The organism is Micromonospora sp. NPDC047074 (assembly GCF_040643815.1).
Lineage (GTDB): Bacteria > Actinomycetota > Actinomycetes > Mycobacteriales > Micromonosporaceae > Micromonospora.
Map to the genome: position 1 here is coordinate 33,993 of NZ_JBEYVB010000007.1, position 20,090 is coordinate 54,082.

18 protein-coding genes are annotated in these 20,090 nt (G+C 74.0%); all 18 read left to right on the forward strand.

Annotated elements, in window-relative coordinates; all coding sequences use genetic code 11:
• Nucleotides 1-168 precede the first annotated feature (168 nt).
• The 18 genes from ABZ809_RS12910 to ABZ809_RS12995 all read left to right on the forward strand — a co-directional run bounded on the left by ABZ809_RS12910 (nt 169) and on the right by ABZ809_RS12995 (nt 20,027).
• Nucleotides 169-1,101 carry an ABC transporter ATP-binding protein gene (locus ABZ809_RS12910; RefSeq protein ID WP_357562639.1) on the forward strand — a complete coding sequence of 311 codons (933 nt, stop codon included), beginning with the start codon at nt 169-171 and terminating at the stop codon, nt 1,099-1,101.
• Nucleotides 1,102-1,247: 146 nt separating this feature from the next.
• Nucleotides 1,248-1,790, forward strand: coding sequence for a hypothetical protein (locus ABZ809_RS12915; protein ID WP_357562640.1), 543 nt, complete (start codon nt 1,248-1,250; stop codon nt 1,788-1,790).
• Between the two features lie 136 nt (nt 1,791-1,926).
• Entirely contained in the window at nt 1,927-2,727 is an 801-nt protein-coding gene (locus tag ABZ809_RS12920) for an ABC transporter permease (protein ID WP_357562830.1), read from the forward strand.
• A gap of 9 nt (nt 2,728-2,736) precedes the next feature.
• Complete coding sequence (locus tag ABZ809_RS12925; RefSeq protein WP_357562641.1) at nt 2,737-3,546, forward strand: ABC transporter permease; 810 nt, start codon at nt 2,737-2,739, stop codon at nt 3,544-3,546.
• A gap of 209 nt (nt 3,547-3,755) precedes the next feature.
• Entirely contained in the window at nt 3,756-4,673 is a 918-nt protein-coding gene (locus tag ABZ809_RS12930) for a YihY/virulence factor BrkB family protein (RefSeq protein ID WP_357562642.1), read from the forward strand.
• Nucleotides 4,674-4,983: 310 nt separating this feature from the next.
• Entirely contained in the window at nt 4,984-6,162 is a 1,179-nt protein-coding gene (locus ABZ809_RS12935; RefSeq protein WP_357562643.1) for an ROK family protein, read from the forward strand.
• Nucleotides 6,159-7,718 carry a sugar ABC transporter ATP-binding protein gene (locus ABZ809_RS12940; RefSeq protein WP_357562644.1) on the forward strand — a complete coding sequence of 520 codons (1,560 nt, stop codon included), beginning with the start codon at nt 6,159-6,161 and terminating at the stop codon, nt 7,716-7,718. Before ABZ809_RS12935 ends, ABZ809_RS12940 begins: the two co-directional genes overlap by 4 nt.
• On the forward strand, nt 7,715-8,839 hold the full coding sequence (locus tag ABZ809_RS12945) for an ABC transporter permease (protein WP_357562645.1): 1,125 nt from the start codon (nt 7,715-7,717) through the stop codon (nt 8,837-8,839). Before ABZ809_RS12940 ends, ABZ809_RS12945 begins: the two co-directional genes overlap by 4 nt.
• Before the next feature lie 152 nt (nt 8,840-8,991).
• Entirely contained in the window at nt 8,992-10,047 is a 1,056-nt protein-coding gene (locus ABZ809_RS12950) for a substrate-binding domain-containing protein (RefSeq protein WP_357562646.1), read from the forward strand.
• 20 nt (nt 10,048-10,067) lie between these two features.
• Nucleotides 10,068-11,303, forward strand: coding sequence for a Gfo/Idh/MocA family oxidoreductase (locus ABZ809_RS12955; RefSeq protein WP_357562647.1), 1,236 nt, complete (start codon nt 10,068-10,070; stop codon nt 11,301-11,303).
• A gap of 479 nt (nt 11,304-11,782) precedes the next feature.
• A complete protein-coding gene (locus tag ABZ809_RS12960) occupies nt 11,783-12,943 on the forward strand; it encodes an inositol-3-phosphate synthase (protein WP_357562648.1) in 1,161 nt (386 codons plus the stop codon).
• A complete protein-coding gene (locus ABZ809_RS12965; protein ID WP_357562649.1) occupies nt 12,927-13,847 on the forward strand; it encodes an SCO3242 family prenyltransferase in 921 nt (306 codons plus the stop codon). Before ABZ809_RS12960 ends, ABZ809_RS12965 begins: the two co-directional genes overlap by 17 nt.
• A complete protein-coding gene (locus tag ABZ809_RS12970) occupies nt 13,844-14,761 on the forward strand; it encodes a sugar phosphate isomerase/epimerase family protein (RefSeq protein ID WP_357562650.1) in 918 nt (305 codons plus the stop codon). The genes ABZ809_RS12965 and ABZ809_RS12970 overlap by 4 nt, the downstream gene beginning before the upstream one ends.
• A gap of 42 nt (nt 14,762-14,803) precedes the next feature.
• Entirely contained in the window at nt 14,804-15,406 is a 603-nt protein-coding gene (locus tag ABZ809_RS12975) for an EboA domain-containing protein (protein ID WP_357562651.1), read from the forward strand.
• On the forward strand, nt 15,406-16,272 hold the full coding sequence (locus ABZ809_RS12980) for a TatD family hydrolase (protein ID WP_357562652.1): 867 nt from the start codon (nt 15,406-15,408) through the stop codon (nt 16,270-16,272). The genes ABZ809_RS12975 and ABZ809_RS12980 overlap by 1 nt, the downstream gene beginning before the upstream one ends.
• Nucleotides 16,272-17,459, forward strand: coding sequence for a metabolite traffic protein EboE (eboE, locus tag ABZ809_RS12985; protein WP_357562653.1), 1,188 nt, complete (start codon nt 16,272-16,274; stop codon nt 17,457-17,459). The genes ABZ809_RS12980 and eboE overlap by 1 nt, the downstream gene beginning before the upstream one ends.
• 76 nt (nt 17,460-17,535) lie before the next feature.
• The gene (locus ABZ809_RS12990) at nt 17,536-18,963 is read left to right on the forward strand and encodes a nucleotide pyrophosphatase/phosphodiesterase family protein (protein WP_357562654.1); all 1,428 of its coding nucleotides are present in this window, start codon (nt 17,536-17,538) and stop codon (nt 18,961-18,963) included.
• Complete coding sequence (locus ABZ809_RS12995) at nt 18,960-20,027, forward strand: polyprenyl synthetase family protein (protein ID WP_357562655.1); 1,068 nt, start codon at nt 18,960-18,962, stop codon at nt 20,025-20,027. Before ABZ809_RS12990 ends, ABZ809_RS12995 begins: the two co-directional genes overlap by 4 nt.
• Nucleotides 20,028-20,090 lie beyond the last annotated feature (63 nt).

The following is a 20,090-nucleotide window of genomic DNA, read 5'->3' on the forward strand; positions in this document are numbered from 1 at the left end:
CAGCAGCCTCCGACGACGGGCACCGTCACCCGTGCCGGGTCCGGCCGTCCGGCGGCTTCCGGCGTCCGGTCGTGCGCCCCCGCGCCGGTCGCGCGCCCCCGCGTCCGGCGTAGCGGCCCGGGGTCGAATCCGCTCGAAGGTGTCGGGCCCGGCGGCTAGGGTCGGGCGGTGACCACGGCTCAACCACTTATCCGGGCGCGCGGGCTGGTGAAGAGGTTCGGGGACTTCACCGCCGTCGACGGCATCGACGTCGAGGTGAGCGCCGGTGAGGCGTTCGGCTTCCTCGGGCCCAACGGCGCCGGCAAGTCCTCGACCATGCGGATGGTCGGTTGCATCTCCCCGCCCACCGGCGGCGAGCTGCGCATCCTCGGCCTCGATCCCGTCCGCGACGGGCCGGCGATCCGGTCCCGTCTCGGGGTCTGCCCGCAGCTCGACAACCTCGATCCCGACCTGACCGTGCGGGAGAATCTCACCACCTACGCGCGCTACTTCGGGATCCCCCGCCGGGTGGCCCGGGCGCGGGCCGCCGAGCTGCTCGACTTCGTCCAGCTCACCGAGCGGGCGGACAGCCTGGTCGAGCCCCTCTCCGGTGGCATGAAGCGCCGGTTGACCATCGCCCGCGCTCTGGTCAACGAGCCGGAGATCGTGCTGCTCGACGAGCCGACGACCGGCCTCGACCCGCAGGCCCGGCACCTGGTGTGGGAGCGGCTGTTCCGGCTCAAGCAGCAGGGCGTCACGCTGGTCCTCACCACCCACTACATGGACGAGGCCGAGCAGCTCTGCGACCGCCTGGTCGTGATGGACGGCGGCCGGATCGTCGCCGAGGGCTCACCCCGTGCGTTGATCGAGCGGCACTCCACCCGCGAGGTGGTGGAGCTGCGGTTCGCCGCCGAGTCGCAGGAGGTCTTCGTCGACAAGCTCGACGGCCTGGGGGAGCGGGTCGAGGTGCTGCCTGACCGGATCCTGCTCTACGTCTCCGACGGCGACACGGCGGTCGCCGAGGTCGGCGCGCTGGGGCTGCGGCCGGCCAACGTGCTGGTCCGGCGCAGCAGCCTGGAGGACGTCTTCCTGCACCTCACCGGGCGCACCCTGGTCGACTGAGCGGCCGGCGCCCCGGTCGGCCGCCGGGCTGGTGGCGTCCCGCCGTCATCGCGCAGTGGGGACGGCGATCCCGGTGACGGCGACCGTTGCATAGCATCGGCGGGCCGGCGAGCGCACCGCCGCCGGGCGACGAGCACGGGGGCGTCATGTCGACACTGCGGTTCCAATCCCGACGTCAGGCCGGGCTGGCCGCGCTCTACCTGGGGGTCTTCGCGACCTTCTGGTTCAGCGTGCCGGCCGTGGACCCGCCGCTGCGTGCCCTGCTGATGGTGGCGAGCGGCGCGGCACTGGTCACGGCGGTCATCGGTGCCGTCGTGGTGGCCCGGAGCCGGGCGGGGGAGGCGTTCACCGGGGACCGCGCCACCGACCGCCGTTACCTCCTGATCGTCGGAGCCGAGTTCGCCGCCGCCGGCCTCGGCGCCGTCGGGCTCGCCCTCGCCGGGTGGCCGGAGTTCATCCCGGTACTGGTCTGCGCCGCGGTGGGGCTGCACTTCTTCCCTCTCGTCCCGCTGCTGCGGGACCCGCTGCTGTGGCTGCTCGGGGCGGCGGTGTGCGCCGTCGCCGTGGCCGGGCTGGTCACCGCGCTCGTGTCGGCGGTGCCGGCGGGGTTGGTCGTCGGACCCGGCACGGGGATGCTGCTCCTCGGCTACGTGGTGCTGGCGCTGGTGCGCGCGGCCCGGCAGCGCTGAGCCCGGGTGTCCCGGCGGCGACGTGAAAGCGGGCGACAGGACGGCCGTTCGGCCGTAGGGTGGCCGCGGCCTGTCGTACCTGTCAGGTAGGAAGGCCACGGTGGACGCGGAGCGAGGCGGAGGTGGTCGCGTGAGCGTGGCGCAGCCGGCGCGGGAGCGGGTGGCGCCGTCGTTGCCGAGGGCGCCTGCCGTGACGGTGCTGGCCCATCATCTCGTCGCCTACCGGCGCACCTGGCGGAACGGGTTCTTCTCGTCGTTCCTGCTGCCGGTGCTGACCGTGCTGGGGTTCGGCGTCGGCGTCGGCGGTTACGTGGACCAGGGCGTCGACGGCGTCTCCTACCTCGACTGGATCGTGCCCGGGCTGATCGCGTCGGCCGCCGTGCAGGTGGCGGTCGGCGAGGCGACATGGCCGGTGTTCAGCAGGTTCCAGTGGGTCAAGACCTACTTCGCGCAGAGCGCCGCACCGCTGCGGGTGGGTGACATCCTCACCGGCCACCTGGCCTTCGTGCTGTTCCGGGTGCTCCTCACCGCGGCGGCGTTCCTGCTGGTGACGGCGCTTTTCGGCGCGGTGCCCTCGCCGTGGGCGGTGGCCACGCTGCCGGTGGTGGTGCTGCTCGGCCTGGCCGTGGCGGCGCCGACCTTCGCGTACTCGTCTGCGGTGTCGAGCGACAGTTGGCTGGCGATGCTGCACCGCTTCGCGATGATCCCGATGACCCTGTTCGCCGGGGTGTTCTTCCCGGTGGAGTCGCTGCCCGTGGTGCTGCGCTGGCTGGCGTACGCGACACCGCTGTGGCACGGCGTCGACCTGTGCCGGGCGGCGACGCTCGGTGTGGCTCCGCAGTGGTCGGTGGCCGGCCACCTGCTCTACCTCGCGGCCTGGGGGGTCAGCGGTTGGCTGCTGGCCCGCCGCGCGTTCCGCCGCAGGCTCGTCGTCTAGGAGAGGCCCGTGGTAGCTCTCGTCCTGCCCCGGCTGCTGAACGTCGCCGCCGCGTCCCGCCGGTCGGCCTCGGTGGCCGAGCGCAACGTGGCGGCACTGAAGCCCGTCTACTGGCTGCTGCTCGCCTCCGGCATCGTGGAGCCGTTGCTCTACCTGTTCTCGATCGGCGTCGGGGTGGGCGCGCTGATCGGCGACCTCACGCTGCCCGGCGGCGAGGTCGTCACGTACGCCGCCTTCGTCGCGCCGGCCATGCTCGCGTCGTCGGCGATGTCCGGCGCGCTGTCGGAAACGACCTTCAACTTCTTCGGCAAGATGAAGCACATGAAGCTGTACGACGGGGTGATCGCCACCCCGGTACGGCCGTTCGAGATCGCGCTCGGGGAGTTGGGCTGGGCGATGGTGCGGGGCAGTGCCTACTCGGCCGCGTTCCTGGTGGTGATGGTGGCGATGGGCCTGACCACCGCCGCCCGGGCGGTGGTCGCCTTCCCGGCGGCCGTGCTGGTCGGCTTCGCCTTCGGCGCGCTGGGGATGACGATCTCCACCTTCATGCGCAGTTGGCACGACTTTGACCTGCTGGCCTCGGCACAGTTCACCCTCTTCCTCTTCTCCGGCACGTTCATCCCCGCGCAGGACTACCCGTCCGTGTTGCGCTGGGTCGTCGAGGCGTCCCCGCTCTACCGGGCGGTGCACCTGATCCGTGGCGTCTCGGTGGGCACGGTCGGAGCGGACTGGGTGCTCGACGTGCTCTACCTGCTCGGGGCGATGACCGTGGGGCTGCTGGTCGCCTCGCGGCGGATGGGCAGGTTGCTCTACACGTAGGTGGTTAACCCTCGCCGCTGCCGGGGCATGTCGGAGGGACTGACGCCGACGACGAGGGAGGGGCGATGGCCTCCGACGAGTCCATTGAACGGGGGGCCGCTGGGCGAGGGCCTGCCGGGCGAGGGCCAACCGGGCGGGGCCCCGACTCCGGGGGCGCCGAGCGGCGCCGCCCGGTCGGCCCCGACGAGGGCCCCGACAGCCCGGCCGAGTTGCCGGGCGCGAGCTGGAAGGCGGCGCTGCGCCGCACGGTGCGGGAATTCCAGGACGACAGCCTGACCGACCGCGCGGCGGCGCTGACCTACTACGGGGTGCTCTCCATCTTTCCCGGCCTGCTGGTGCTGGTCTCGATTCTCGGCCTGCTCGGCCCGCGCGCGACGGAGGGCGTCAAGGACACCGTCAACCAGGCGATCCCGCAGGGGGAGATCCGGCAGATCGTCGAGGGGGCGATCAACCAGGCGCAGCAGAGCGGCGGCGTCGCCGGTCTCGCCGCGATCCTCGGTCTGCTGGCCGCCTTCTGGTCGGCGTCGGGTTACATCGCCGCGTTCATGCGGGCCTCCAACGCCATCTACGACGTGCCGGAGGGACGGCCGATCTGGAAGACCCTGCCGATCCGCGTCGGGGTGACCGCGGTGATCGGCGTGATGCTGCTGGCCAGCGCCGTGATCGTGGTCTTCACCGGTGGGTTCGCCGAGCAGGTCGGCGAGGCGATCGGGTTGGGCTCCACGGCCGTGGCCGTGTGGAACGTCGCCAAGTGGCCGGTGCTGCTGCTCCTGGTCAGCCTGATGTTCGCGATCCTCTACTGGGCATCCCCGAACGCGCGGCACGGCGGCTTCCGCTGGGTCAGCCCCGGCGGGCTGCTGGCGGTGGCGATCTGGCTGGTGATCTCGGGCCTGTTCGCGTTCTACGTCAGCAACTTCGGCTCCTACAACAAGACCTACGGGGCGCTCGCCGGGGTGATCATCTTCCTGGTCTGGCTGTGGCTGAGCAACATCGCGATCCTGCTGGGCGCGGAGTTCGACGCCGAGTTGGAGCGCAGCCGCGCCATCGAGGCAGGCCACTCTCCCGACAAGGAGCCGTACGTCGAACTACGCGACGACCGCAAACTAAAGAAAAAGCCCACCCCCTGACCTGACCCCGCCCCGCCCCCGCCCCCGCCCCTCCTTCCCGCGATCTTGCACTTTCCGCCCTCGGATTGTTCTCTATGCCGCTTTTGTCGGGGCACAAAGTGCAAGATCGCGGGAAGGGGGCGGGGCGGCGGGTGGGGCGGGTGCGGGGAAGGGCTTTTCTTGGGGCGGGGGTAGCTTTTGTTGAGGTGGACGAAAGTTTGCGTCAAGTTGGCTGAAGCTCTGGACACGTGGCACAGAACACTCCTACTGTGTCGGGCACAACACCTCGGCATTGCGTCGATGTGAACGAGCCCGTGATGAGGTGGGTCCGGTGCGGACGGTCGAGCCCCTGCACGTACGGCTCCTGCGGTTGCTCCGCGACGAGGGGGCGGTGTCCCGGGCCGAGCTCGGTGACCGCTTGCAGATGCCCCGCCCCCGGCTGCTGGCGGAGCTGGAACGGCTCGTGGCTCTCGGTTACGTCGCCGAGGCGGGGCTGGCCGCCTCCCGGGGCGGCCGGCGGTCCACCCTGGTCGAGCTGAGCCCGCGCCTGCGCTTCGCCGCCGTCGACCTCGGGGCCAGCTCCATCGACGTCGAGGTGGTCAACGGCCGGCTGGAGCCGGTCGCCGCGTACGCCGAGCAGGCCGACATCCGCACCGGCCCCAAGGTGATCCTCCAGCGCGTCAACGAGCTGCTGCACAAGGCCAGGGTGGACGGTGCCTACGAAAGGCTGGACGCCGTCGGCATCGGGGTGCCCGGGCCGGTCAGTTTCCGCGACGGCGTACCGGTCTCTCCGCCGATCATGCCCGGCTGGGACCGGTTCCCGGTGCGCGAGCTGCTCACCCGGGAACACGGCTGCCCCGCGGTGGTTGACAACGACGTCAACATCATGGCGATCGGGGAGCGGCACGGCGGGGTCGCCCACTCCGTGGACGACTTTCTCTTCGTCAAGATCGGCACCGGGATAGGGTGCGGGATCTACCTCAGCGGTGAGGTCTACCGGGGCACCGACGGCTGCGCCGGGGACATCGGCCACATCCAGGCCGACGCGCACGGCCCGATGTGTTCCTGCGGCAACGTCGGCTGCCTGGAGGCGCTGTTCAGCGGGGCCGCGCTGGCCAAGGACGCGACCGCCGCGGCGCGCGCCGGCACCTCGCCCGCGCTGGCCGAGCGGCTCGCCGCGCGGGGTGCGGTGACCGCCCGGGACGTCGCTGAGGGCGCCGGCGAGGGGGACGTGGCCTGCATCCAGTTGATCCGCGACGGGGGCCGGCGGGTCGGTGGCGTCCTGGCCGGGCTGGTCAGCTTCACCAACCCGTCGATGATCGTGATCGGCGGCGGGCTCGCCCAGCTGGGGCACATCCTGCTGGCCGAGATCCGCAGCGTGGTCTACCGCCGGTCGTTGCCGCTGGCCACGGGCAACCTTCCGGTCGTCCTGTCCGAGCTGGGCCCGCGCGCCGGTGTCGCCGGCGCGGCCGTGCTGGCCAGCGACGTGGCCTTCGCGGAGGCGTCATGAGCGAACAACTGGTCGCGGCCCCCGACGACACCGTCGCGGGCGAGGTGGTCCTGCGCCTCACCGACGTGGTCAAGACCTTCCCGGGCGTACGGGCGCTGGACGGCGTGCAGCTGGAGGTGCGCGCCGGCGAGGTGCACTGCCTGCTCGGGCAGAACGGCGCCGGCAAGTCCACCCTGATCAAGGTGCTGGCCGGGGTGCACCGGCCCGACTCGGGGCGGATCGAGTGGCGGGGCGAGCCGGCCACCTTCGCCAACCCGCAGGCCGCCATGCGCGCCGGCATCGCGACCATCTACCAGGAACTCGACCTGGTCGAGGACCTCTCGGTCGCGGAGAACGCCTTCCTCGGCCACGAGCCGCGCCGGTTCGGTTTCGTCCGGCGGGGCACGATGGCCCGGCGTACCCGGCAGATCCTCGGGCGGCTCGGTCACGCCGAGATCCCGCCCGGGCGGATGGTGCGTGCGCTGCCCGCCGCCGGCAAGCAGATCGTCAGCATGGCCCGCGCGCTCTCCCACGAGGCGCGACTGATCATCATGGACGAGCCGAGCGCCGTGCTGGCCCACGACGAGGTGGGCAACCTGTTCCGGATCATCCGGGAGCTGACGGCCCAGGGCATCGCGGTCATCTACATCTCGCACCGGCTGGAGGAGATCCGCGAGATCGGCGACCGGGTCACCGTACTCAAGGACGGCCGGACCACGGCGGCGAACCTGCCGGCCCGCGACACCCCGACGCGCGACCTGGTCAGCCGGATGACCGGCCGCACCATCGAGTACGTCTTCCCGGAGCGGCCCACCGGCACGGCCGGCGGCGCGGAGCTGCTCACGGTCGAGGGCCTGACCCGGGCCGGTGAGTTCGCGGACGTCTCGCTCCGGGTCCGGGCCGGCGAGATCGTCGGCATCGCCGGGCTGGTCGGTTCGGGCCGCTCGGAGCTGTTGGAGACCGTCTACGGTGCGCGGCGTCCCGACGCCGGCTCGGTGCGGATGGCCGGCCGGGCGTTGCGCCCCAGCAGCGTCGGCGCGGCGGTCCGGGCCGGGATGGGGATGGCCCCCGAGGAGCGCAAGAGCCAGGCGCTGCTGCTCGGTGAGCCGATCTACCGCAACGTCACCCTGGCGACCTTCGCCCGCTACGCCCGCGCCGGGTTCACCGACGCCGGGCGGGAGCGGGACGAGGCGGAGCGGATCGCCGAGAGCCTGGAGCTGCGCCCCCGCGACGTCCGCCGGCCGGTGCGCACCCTCTCCGGCGGCAACCAGCAGAAGGTGGTGGTCGGGCGCTGGCTGCTCGGCGACACCCGGCTGCTGCTGCTCGACGAGCCCACCCGGGGCGTCGACGTCGGCGCCCGGGCGGAGCTCTACCAGGTGATCCGGGAGCTGGCCGCGCGCGGAGTCGGGGTGCTGCTGGTCTCCAGCGAGGTGCCCGAGGTGCTCGGCCTGGCCGACCGCGTGCTGGTGATGCGGGAGGGCCGGGTCGTCCGCGAGGCCCCGGCCGGCGAACTCGACGAGAACACCGTGCTCGACCTCGTCATGGCGGGGTCCCTGATGGAAGGCGCACCGGCATGAGCGAGCGTCCCACTCCCACGGCCGCGCCGGAGCAGGTGGCGCACCTGCCGGCACAGTCGCCGCCGGTGGATCCGGCGGAGACCGCCGGGGCCGGGCACAAGGTGGCGGCGCCGGGCCGGATCTCCTGGTGGCGGGGGGACGGCGGCGAGGGCGTCCGGCGCAACCTCGGCCTGGTGGGCGTACTGGCGGTGCTCATCGTGATCGGCGCCCTCACCCGATCCGACCTCTACTCGAACCCGGACTGGGTGTGGGACAACGTCCTCAGCATCCTCAAGCTGGCGGCCGTGGTCGGTGTGGTCACCGTCGGGATGACCTTCGTGATCATCGGCGGCGGCATCGACCTCTCGGTCGGCGCGATCGTCGCCCTGGCCGGCGTCTGGTGCACCACGGTGGCCACCCAGAGCTACGGCGCCGGCGGCATGATCTTCAGCGCGCTCACCGTCGGGCTGGCGGTCGGCCTGGTCAACGGGCTGCTCATCTCGTACGGCCGGCTGGTGCCGTTCATCGCCACCCTCGCCATGCTGGTGGCCGCCCGGGGGCTGGCCGCCGAGATCTCCGACAAGCAGACCCAGGTGTCGGACAACACCTTCATCAACGGGCTGGCCAGCAACGAGCTGCTCGGCATCCCGCTGCTGGTCTACATCCTGGCCGCCGTGGTCGCCGCCGGCTGGGTGCTGCTCAACCGCACCACCTTCGGCCGGCGTACGGTCGCCGTCGGCGGCAACCCGGAGGCCGCCCGGCTCGCCGGCATCAACGTCAGGCGGCACACCGTGCTGCTCTACGCGCTCTCCGGCCTCTGCTGCGGGATCGCCGCCATCATGCTCACCGCCCAGGCCAACTCGGCGCAGGCGGCGATGGCGAACCTCTACGAGCTGGACGCGATCGCCGCCGCGATCATCGGGGGCACGCTGCTCAGCGGCGGGCGGGGCACCATCATCGGTTCCCTGCTCGGGGTGATCATCTTCGCCACCATCACCAACCTCTTCGCCATCAACGGCCTCTCCACCGAGGCCCAGAACATGGTCAAGGGCGGCATCATCGTCGCCGCCGTCCTGGTCCAGCAGGTCCAGTTCCGCAGCCTCACCCAGTTCCTCGGCCGCAACCGGCTCACCACCACCTGACCGCACCGCCCCGCACCGCCTGCCCCACACCGCACGCACCCGAACCGCGCGGCATCCGGGCCACCGGAACGACGGTGGCCGGGACCCGCACGCCCCTGTTCCGTCCCGCACCGCGAGTTCTCCTCCACCACCGTCAAACCCAGGAGGTCGTCATGACCCAGCACAGTCGCGACGTGTCGCGCCGTCGACTGCTCTTCGGCGGGGCCGCCGTCGGCGCCGGCGTGGTGCTCGCCGGCTGCACCAGCAACGAGAGCCAGCCGAACGAGGCGCAGACCAAGGCGGCGGCCGCGCCGGGCGGCAACAGCGATCCCGGCAAGCGGGTGACCATCGGGTTCTCCGCGCCGGCCGCCGACCACGGCTGGATCGCCGCCATCACCAACAACGCCAAGGCGCAGGCCGGGGCGTACTCCGACGTGGAGTTCAAGACCGTCGAGGCCGGCGCCGACGCGGCGGCCCAGCGGGCGGCGCTGTCCACGCTGATCTCGCAGAAGCCGGACGTGATCGTGCTGCTGCCGCACGACGGCAAGGAGCTCAACGCGTTCGGGCTGGAGGCGATGAAGGCCGGCATCCCGGTGGTCAACCTGGACCGGGCGTTCCCCGACGCGCGTGCCTACCGGCTCCAGATCAAGGGCGACAACTACGGCATGGGCGTGGCCGCCGCCACCTACATGATCGAGCAGTTCAAGGCCAAGGGCGTCAGCAACCCGGTGATCGGCGAGATCGCCGGCATGGACGAGCTGGAGCTGACCCAGGAGCGGTCGAAGGGATTCGTCGACACCCTGACGGCGAACGGCTTCAAGGTCGCCAACCGCCGGGCGGCCCGGTTCACGGCCGACTCCGGGCAGCAGGAGGCGGCGCAGCTGCTCCAGGCCCTGCCGAAGATCGACGCGATCTGGAACCACGACGACGACCAGGGCATCGGCGTGCTGGCCGCCGTGAGCCAGGCCAACCGCAAGGAGTTCTTCATGGTCGGCGGCGCCGGCTCGAAGAAGGCGATGGAGGACATCCAGGCCGACAACACGGTGCTCAAGGCGACCGTGACCTACAGCCCGTCGATGGCCTCCTCGGCCATCTCCCTGGCCCGGTTGATCGGGCAGGGCCGGGGCATGTCCGACCTGGTGGAACTCCAGGTGCCCAAGGAGATCATCCTCGCCTCCGAGACGATCACCAAGGAGAACGCGGGCGACTACCTCAAGCTCGGGTTCTGACACACGGGGGGAGTCCCACCTTGTCCACGACAGACAGGCAACTGCGGGTCGGCATGGTCGGCTACGCGTTCATGGGGGCCGCGCACTCGCAGGCGTGGCGCACCGTGAACCGCGTGTACGACCTGCCGGCGCGGGCCCGGATGGCGCTGATCTGCGGCCGGGACGCCGGGAAGGTGGCCGACGCCGCCGACCGGCTCGGCTGGGAGGCGTACACGACCGACTGGCGCGACCTGATCGCCCGGGACGACATCGACGTGGTCGACGTCTGCACACCCGGGGACAGCCACGCCGAGATCGCCCTCGCCGCGTTGGCCGCCGGCAAGCACGTGCTGTGCGAGAAGCCGCTGGCCAACACGGTCGCCGAGGCCCGGGCGATGGCTGCCGCGGCGGCCACCGCGCAGGCCGCCGGGGTGCGGTCGATGTGCGGGTTCAACTACCGGCGGGTGCCCGCGGTCGCGATGATGCGTCAGCTCGTCGCCGACGGGCGGATCGGGGTGATCCGGCACGTCCGGGCGACGTACCTCCAGGACTGGATCGTGGATCCGCAGTTTCCCCTGGTCTGGCGGCTGCAGAAGGACAGGGCGGGCTCCGGCGCGCTCGGCGACATCGGCGCGCACATCATCGACCTGACCCAGTACGTCACCGGCCGGCGGATCACCGGGGTCAGCGCCGTCACCGAGACCTTCGTCAAGGAACGGCCGCTGCCGGCCGGATCGAGCGGGCTGGCGGCCTCGGTGGACGGCGGCGCGGTCGACGGCAACGGCGACGGCAGGCACCCCGCCACCGGGGCGGTGACCGTGGACGACGCCGCGGTCTTCGTGGCCCGGCTCGACGGCGGCGTGCTGGCCACGTACGAGGCGAGCCGGTTCGCCACCGGACGCAAGAACGCCCTCCGGGTGGAGATCAACGGCTCGCTGGGCACGGTGGCCTTCGACCTGGAGCGGCTCAACGAGCTGGAGTTCTACGACGCGACGCGACCCGCCGCCGAGCAGGGCTTCACCCGCATCCTGGTGACCGAGGGCGAGCACCCGTACATGTCCGCCTGGTGGCCGCCCGGCCACATCATCGGCTACGAGCACTCCTTCACCCATCAGATGCGGGACTTCGTCGAGGCGGTCGCCACCGGCGTCGACCCGGCTCCCTCCTTCGCCGACGGGTTGCAGGTGCAGCTCGTGCTGGACGCGGTGACACGGTCGGCGGAGCTGGGCTCCTCGTGGACCGAGGTGGAGCCGGCGCTGACCGCGGTCGCCGTCTGAGCCACCTCCGGCCCCGACCGGCGAGGGACCGGCCGCGGTTGCGCCCCGCGGCCGGGACGAGGTCGGGACCGGAGGACGTGTGGCCGGGCCGGCGTGGCCCGGTGACGCACGAGCAGGACGGTCCTCCGGCGCGGCCGGACCGGGATTCCCCGGTCGCACCGGAGGACCGCCACCACCCGGCGATCCCGCCGGGCCGCAGCACCCCACGACGTCCGGCCGGGCGTGTCGTCGCCCCGGCCGGCGGATGCGGGGGAGGCAGGGACGAGACGCCGACCGGCCCTGCCTGCCAGCCCCGTCCGCCCGCGCCCGCACCGGGAACCGGACCGGCGTCGACACCGCCGACGTCGACACCGGCTGGTCGGCTCCCGGGGCGTCGGGTGGACGGGGCCCATCCGCACAGATCCGTATCTTTCCGAACAAACTTCTGATATTCATATAACTCAATGCACGGCTGGTTCCTCCTGACCGGAAGGAGCACCATGCGTACGGGTATCTGGCTGGTGGGGGCGCGCGGCTCGGTCGCGACCACCAGCATCGTGGGGGCGCTCGCCCTGCGGGCCGGGCTCACCGGCCCCACCGGGTGCGTCACCGAGCTGCCCGACCTGCGCGGGCCCGCCCTGCCGACCTTCGCCGATCTGGTCTTCGGCGGGCACGACATCGTCCCCACCCCGCTGGTCAAGCGGGCCGAGGCCCTCGCCGCCGCCGGTGTGCTGCCCGGCCGGCTGGTCGCCGCCCTGCCCGACGAACTGGCCGCCGTCGAACGCGACCTGCGCCCGGCGCCCACCGCCGGCACCCAGGCGGACCGGGCCGCCGCGACCGTCCACGACCTCACCGACTTCCGGCGCCGGCACGGCCTGGACCGGGTGGTGGTGGTCAACGTCTCGGCCACCGAACCGGCCGCCCGACCGCACCCGGGGCACGCCGACCCGGACGCGCTGCGGGCCGCGCTCGCCGGCCCCGAAGAGGTGCTGCCACCCAGCTCCCGCTACGCGTACGCGGCGGTGCTGGCGGACTGCCCGTACGTCGACTTCACCCCGTCCACCGGGCTGCGGCTGCCGGCGTTGGTGGCGCTGGCCGCCGAGCGCGGGATCCCGTACGCCGGACACGACGGCAAGACGGGGGAGACCCTGGTCAAGTCGGTGCTCGCACCGATGTTCGCGATGCGGCACCTCGAGGTGCGCTCCTGGTCCGGGGTCAACCTGCTCGGCGGCGGTGACGGCGCCACCCTCGCCGACCCGGCGGCCAACGCGGCCAAGGTGGAGAGCAAGCAGCGGGTGCTCGGCGAGACCCTCGGCCACCTGCCGCAGGGCGGCACCCGGATCGAGTACGTCGAGGCGCTGGGCGACTTCAAGACCGCGTGGGACCTGGTCACCTTCGCCGGGTTCCTCGGCACCGGGATGCGGATGGAGTTCACCTGGCACGGCTGCGACTCCGCGTTGGCCGCCCCGCTCGTGCTCGACCTGGCCCGGCTCACCGCCGCCGCGCACGCCGCCGGCCACGCCGGCCCCCTGACCGACCTCGCCTTCTTCTTCAAGGACCCGCTCGGCACGCCCACCCACTCGCTGGCCGAGCAGTGGACCCGGTTGTGCGGCTTCGCCCGCCGGCTGCACGCGGGAGGCGTCGATGCCCCGCGCCGCTGACCTCGCCGAGCTGGTCCGGGCGCCGGCCGCGCTGTCGGTGCCGGGGGACGTCGTCGCCGGTGCGGCCGCCGCCGGGGCGCTCGGCCGCCGCACGCCCGCCCTGGCCGCCGCGTCCGTCCTGCTCTACTGGGCGGGAATGGCCGCCAACGACTGGGCCGACCGCCGGCTGGACGCCGTCGAACGTCCCGAACGGCCGATCCCCAGCGGTCGGGTGACCCCCGGGGCCGCGCTCGGCCTCGCCGCCGGGCTCACCGCCGCCGGGGTCACGCTGGCCGCCGTCGCCGGGGGCCGGCGCGCCGCGGCGGTCGCCGTCCCGCTCGCCGCCACCGTCTGGGGGTACGACCTGGTGGCCAAGAACACCCCCGCCGGGCCGGCCGTGATGGCGGCCTGCCGGGGGCTGGACGTGCTGCTCGGTGCGACGGGCGGCCGGCTGCCCGGGGCGCTGCCGGCGGCGGTCACCGTCGCCGCGCACACCTGGACGGTCACCGCCCTGTCCCGTCGGGAGGTCACCGGCGCCGACGCCGCGCTGCCGCTGCGTACCCTCGCCGGCACCGCCCTGGTCGCCGCGAGCGCCGCCGCCCCGCGCGTCGCCCCGCCGGTGCGGAGCCGCCGTCCCGGTCCGGGCGCGGAACCGCCCGGCCGCGCCCCCCGGCGGGGGCCGGCCGCCGCGCTGCCGGCCCTGCTGGCCGGCTGGTACGTGGCCCGCTACGGCGCCGCCCAGGCCGCGGTGCTGGCCGACCCCCGGGCCGGCCGGGTACGCGCGGCGGTGGGCGCCGGGATCACCGGGCTGCCCGCCTTGCAGGGCGCGCTGACCGCCCGCGCCGGGGCGGGGCTGCTCGGGGTGGCGGTGGCGGCGGCCGTGCCGCTGGCCGGCCGGCTCGCCCGGAGGGTGTCCCCGACATGACCGCCCCGACCCGTCGTCCCGCGCCCGCGCCCCGTGACCCGGCGGTGGCCGGTGCGGCCGACGGCATCGGCGCGCTGCGCTTCGGCTACGGGACCAACGGGTTCGCCAACCATCGGCTGACCGACGCGCTCGCGGTCGTCGCCGACCTCGGCTACCGGGGCGTCGCGCTCACCCTGGACCACCAGCATCTCGACCCGTTCGCGCCCGCGCTGGCCCGAAGGGTCGCGGCCGTCGCCCGCCGGCTGACGTCCCTCGGTCTCGCCGTGGTCGTCGAGACCGGCGCCCGCTACCTGCTCGACCCGTGGCACAAGCATGCCCCGACGCTGCTGCACGACGACCCGACCCGGCGCGTCGACTTCCTCCGCCGGGCCGTGCGGATCGGCGCCGACCTGGGCGCGGAGGCCGTCTCCCTCTGGTCCGGCGTACGCCCCGACGCCGTCGCGCCGACGATCGCCTGGGACCGGCTGGTCGCCGGCTGCGCGACGGTGGTCGACGCCGCCGAGGCGACCGGGACCGTCCTCGGCTTCGAACCGGAGCCGGGCATGCTGGTCGAGGACGTCGCCGGCTGGCGCCGGCTGCGCGCCGCACTCGGCGACCCGGCCCCCTTCGGCATCACCCTCGACATCGGGCACTGCCGCTGCCTGGAGCCGCAGCCGGTCCCCGAGTGCGTGCGCGAGGTCGCCCCGTACCTGGTCAACGTGCAGATCGACGACATGCGCCGGGGCGTGCACGAGCACCTGGAGTTCGGCGCCGGCGAGATCGACTTCCCGCCGGTGCTGAGCGCCCTGACCGAGACCGGCTACCGGGGCCTGGTCGCCGTGGAACTGCCCCGGCACTCGCACGCCGCCCCCGCCGTCGCGGCCCGCTCGCTCGACTTCCTGCGGGCCGCCGCGAGGGAAGCGACACGACGGTAACGGGGACGGGGCCACGGGCGCCGGCAGGAGAGAGGAGACGGGATGACACCGGATCGACTGCGGGCCGCGCTGCGGGGCGTACCCGATCCCGACTGGCTCGACGCCGCACTGCGCCGGGTGGCGGCCGACCCGGCGGCGATCGGCGAGGTCTTTCCGGCCGCCGGGCGGCGCTGCGGCCGGGCGCCACTGCCCGACGCGCCCGGCTGGAACGCCGACGAGGCCGCCCGGGCGCTGCTGCTGGCCGCGCTGCCGACCGACCACGCCGGGCACGCCGAGACCCGCTACCGGTACGGCGACGCCGCCGAGAAACGCGCCGTCCTCAAGGCCCTGCCGCTGCTGCCGGTCGGCGCGGCCGGGGTGCCGCTGCTGCACGACGCGATCCGCACCAACGACACCCGGCTGCTGACCGCCGCCCTCGGCCCGTACGCCCGGCACCTCGACCCGGCCGCCTGGCGGCAGGCGGTGCTCAAGTGCGTGTTCACCGGCGTGCCGCTGGCCGTGGTGCACGACCTCGACGCCCGGGCCGACAGCGAACTCGCCGTGATGCTCGCCGGGCTGGCCGCCGAGCGGCGGGCCGCCGGCCGCACCGTGCCGGCGGACGCCACCGACCTGCTCACCCGGCTGCGCGCAGACCAGGAGGCGTGATGCGCATCTTCGACCCGCACATCCACATGACCTCGCGGACGACGGACGACTACGAGCGGATGGCCGCCGCCGGGGTCCGCGCGGTGGTGGAACCGGCGTTCTGGCTCGGCCAGCCCCGCACCAGCCCCGCCACCTTCGCCGACTACTTCGACTCGCTCATCGGCTGGGAGCCGTTCCGGGCCGGGCAGTTCGGCGTCCGTCACCACGCCACGGTGGCGCTGAACCCGAAGGAGGCCAACGACCCGCGCTGCCGGCCCGTGCTCGACCTGCTGCCGCGCTACCTCGACAAGGACGGCGTGGTGGCGGTCGGCGAGATCGGCTACGACTCGATGACGCCAGAGGAGGACGAGGCGTTCGCCGCCCAGCTCGCCCTGGCCGTGGCCCACGACCTGCCCGCCCTGGTGCACACCCCGCACCGGGACAAGGCCCGGGGCGTCGAGCGCAGCCTCGCCGTGGTCGCCGAGTCCGGTGTCGAGCCGGGCCGGGTGGTGCTCGACCACCTCAACGAGGTGACGGTGGAGCTGGTCCGGGACACCGGCTGCTGGCTGGGCTTCTCCATCTATCCCGACACCAAGATGTCGCCGGTGCGGATGGTGGAGCTGCTGCGGGCGTACGGGACCGAGCGGATGCTGGTCAACTCGGCGGCCGACTGGGGGCGCTCGGACCCGCTGCTCACCCGGGCCACCGGCGAGGCGATGCTGCTGGCCGGCTTCACCGACGACGACGTCGACCGGGTGCTGTGGCGCAACCCGGTCGAGTTCTACGGCCAGTCCGGGCGGCTCGACCTGGCGGACCTGGAGCACGCCGCGGTCGACCCGCCGATCGGCACCTGGGCGGGCAACTCGATCCTGCGCGGCGGCAGCTGATGCGGCTGCGGCATCCCGGCGGCGACACCGTCCACCTCGGCTACTGCACCAACGTGCACCCCGCCGAGGACCTCGCCGGGATCCTGCGCCAACTGGACACCCACGCCGTGCCCGTCCGCGAGGCGACCGGCGCCGACCTGCTCGGCCTCGGGCTGTGGCTGGCCGCCCCGGTCGCCGCCGAGCTGGCCGCCGACCCGGCCGCCCGCCGCCGGCTGCGCGCCGCGCTGACCGCCCGCGGGCTGGAGGTGGTCACGCTCAACGGCTTCCCGTACGCGGCCTTCCAGGCGCCCGTCGTCAAGGGCGACGTCTACCACCCGGACTGGACGACGGGCGGGCGGCTCGCGTACACCCTGGACCTGGCCCGGGTGCTCGCCGACCTGCTGCCCGACGACGCGGCCCGGGGCTCGGTCTCCACCCTGCCGCTGGCCTGGCGGCGGCCCTGGGACGCCGCCCGGGCCGACGCCGCCCGCCGCCGGCTCGACGAGCTCGCGGCGGGTCTCGCGGCCGTCGAGCGGGAGACCGGCCGGCCGGTCCGGGTCGGGTTCGAGCCGGAGCCGGGCTGCGTGGTGGAGAGCACCGGGCAGGCCGTCGCCGCGCTGTCCGGGCTGGACACCGACCGGCTCGGCGTCTGTCTGGACCTCGCCCATCTCGCCTGCGCCTGGGAGGAGCCGGCCGAGGCGCTGGGCCGGCTGCGCGCCGCCGGGCTGCCGGTGGTGAAGGTGCAGGTCTCGGCCGCCATCGAGGCGCCCGCCGAGGCGACGCCGGCGCTGCGCCCCTGGGTGGAGCCGCGCTTCCTGCACCAGACCCGCGCGGTTGGCTGCGCCGGGGCGGCGGATCCGGCGCACCCCGCCCATGCCGCCGACGACCTGGACGCCGCCCTGGCCGCGCGGCTGCCCGGGCCGTGGCGGGTGCACTACCACGTGCCGCTGCACGCCCCGCCCGAGCCGCCGCTGGGCTCCACCCTGCCGGTGCTGCGCGCCGCGCTGGCCGCTCTCTTCGCCGGGCCCGAGGCGGGCTGCGACCACCTGGACGTCGAGACGTACACCTGGGGGGTGCTGCCGGCGGGGCGACGCCCGCGCGGCGACGCGGAGCTGGCCGCCGGCATCGCCGCGGAGCTTGCCTTCGCCCGCGCCGAACTGGTCGCCCTCGGCCTGGCACCCGCGGAGCGGAGCGGGGTGACGGCATGAGCGAGCGTCAGCGAGTGAATCATCGTTGCGGGGCTGGGGTGGCTCATGGCGGCGCCGAGCGGCGCGAGGTGACGGCATGAGCCGGCGGCTGGTGGTGCTGGACGTGGTGGGCCTGACCCCGCGGCTGCTGACGCACATGCCCCGGCTGCGCGCGGTCGCCGACGCCGGCTTCCGCGCCGAACTCGGCACGGTGCTGCCCGCGCTGACCTGCCCGGTGCAGTCGACCTTCCTCACCGGGGTGCCGCCAGCCGGGCACGGGATCGTCGGCAACGGGTGGTACTTCCGGGACCTGGGCGAGGTGCTGCTCTGGCGGCAGCACCACGCCCTGGTGGGCGGGGAGAAGCTCTGGCAGGCGGCCCGCCGGGTCGAGCCGGGCTGGACGGTCGCGAACGTCTGCTGGTGGTACGCGATGGGCGCGGACGTCGACTGGACGGTCACCCCGCGCCCCGTCTACCACGCCGACGGGCGCAAGGAGCCGGACTGCTACACCGACCCGCCGGAGCTGCACGACGCTCTCACCGACCGGCTCGGGGTCTTCCCGCTGTTCAGTTACTGGGGGCCGGGTGCCGGGCTCGCGTCGTCGGCGTGGATCTGCCGGGCCGCCGAACAGATCCTCGCCGACCACGCGCCGGACCTGACCCTGGTGTACGTCCCGCACCTCGACTACGACCTGCAACGCTTCGGCCCCTCGTCGCCCCGGGCCGGCGCGGCGGCGGCCGAGCTGGACGAAGTGCTCGGGCCGCTGCTGGACGCCGCGCGGGCCCGGGACGCGACAGTGGTGGTGCTCTCCGAGTACGGCATCACCGACGTGTCCCGCCCGATCGACGTCAACCGGCTGCTGCGTGCCACGGGGCTGCTGCGGGTGCACACCCAGGCCGGCATGGAGTACCTCGACCCGTGGACCTCCCGGGCCTTCGCGGTGGCCGACCACCAGGTCGCGCACGTCTACGTCCGCGACCCGGCCGACGTGCCGGCGGTGGCGAAGCTCTGCGCCGCGCTGCCCGGGGTGGCCGAGGTGCTCGACGCCGCCGGCCGGGCCGCGCACGGGCTGGACCATCCGCGCGCCGGTGAGCTGGTCCTCGTCGCCGAGCCGGACGCCTGGTTCACCTACTACTACTGGCTCGACGACGCCCGCGCGCCGGACTTCGCGCGGCTGGTGGACATCCACCGCAAGCCGGGCTACGACCCCGCCGAACTCTTCTTCGACCCGGCCGCGCCGGGGGCCGCGAAGCGGCGGGCCGCCGGGGCGCTGGCCCGCAAGAAGCTCGGGTTGCGCTACCTGATGAGCGTGGTGGGGCTCGACGCCGGCGCCCGGGCGGTACGCGGGTCGCACGGGCGGCTGCCCGCCGATCCGGCCGACGGGCCGGTGCTGCTCTGCTCCGATCCGTCCGCCGCCCGGGACCGGGTCGCCGCGACCGAGGTCAAGGCCCTGTTGCTGGAGCTGGCGGGGCTGGCCGCGCCAACCTCCCCGGCGCCGGCCGGGCGGCCGGGGGAGGAGGCGTGACCGCCACCGTCGCCCCGACCGACGCCAGCGGGTTGCGGGCCCGGTTCGACGCCGCGCTCGCCGCGTTCCTCGACCAGCAGGGCCGGGACTGGCCGGACGGCGCGCCCCGGGGCGTCTTCACCGCGCTGCACCGGTTCGTGCTGGCCGGCGGGAAGCGGCTGCGCCCGCTCTTCTGCTACTGGGGGTGGCGGGGCGGCGGCGGATCCGACGACACCGGCATCGTGGTGGCCGCCGCCGCGCTGGAGCTGTTCCACGCGTTCGCGCTGATCCACGACGACATCCTGGACGGCAGCGACCGCCGCCGGGGCGAGCCGTCGGCGCACCGGCTCTTCGCGGACCTGCACGCCCGCTCGTCCTGGCGCGGCGACCCCGAGGCGTACGGGCGGAACACCGCGCTGCTCTGCGGCGACCTCTGCGCCGCCTGGTCCGACCAGATGTTCCACGAGTGCGGGCTGAGCATGGAGCGGGTGCGCCGGGGGTACGCGGTCTACGCGCTGATGCGTACCGAGGTGATCGCGGGGGAGTACCTGGACCTGGTCTCCGGGGTGGGCGACGGCTCGGTGGCGAGCGCGCTCACCGTGATCCGGATGAAGGCGGCCCGCTACACGGTCACCCGGCCGTTGCAGATCGGCGCCGCGCTGGCCGGGTCCGGGGCGGAGCTGGCCGCCGCGCTGGCCGAGTTCGGCGATCCGCTCGGCGACGCGTTCCAGCTCCGCGACGACGTGCTGGGTGTCTTCGGCGACCCGTCGGTCACCGGCAAGTCGGTCCTGGACGACCTGCGGGAGGGCAAGCCGACGGTGATGATGGCGCTGGCCCGGGGCGCCGCCGACCGGGCGCAGACCGCGCGGCTGCGGGAGCTGTTCGGCAACCCCGCGCTGGACGGCGACGGTGCCGCCGAACTGCGGAAGATCATCGAGAGCACCGGTGCCCGCGAGCGGATCGAGCAGATGATCCGGGTACGCGCCGAGGGCGCGCTGGCGGCCCTGGAGTCCGCTCCCGTGACCGCCGAGGCGCGCGCCGCGCTGACCGACCTCGCCGTCCGGGCCGTCGACCGTCCACTCTGAACCGTGCCCGCGGAACTTTCGGTGAGATCGACGAAAGTTGACGTCGATTCGGCGGAAGGTATG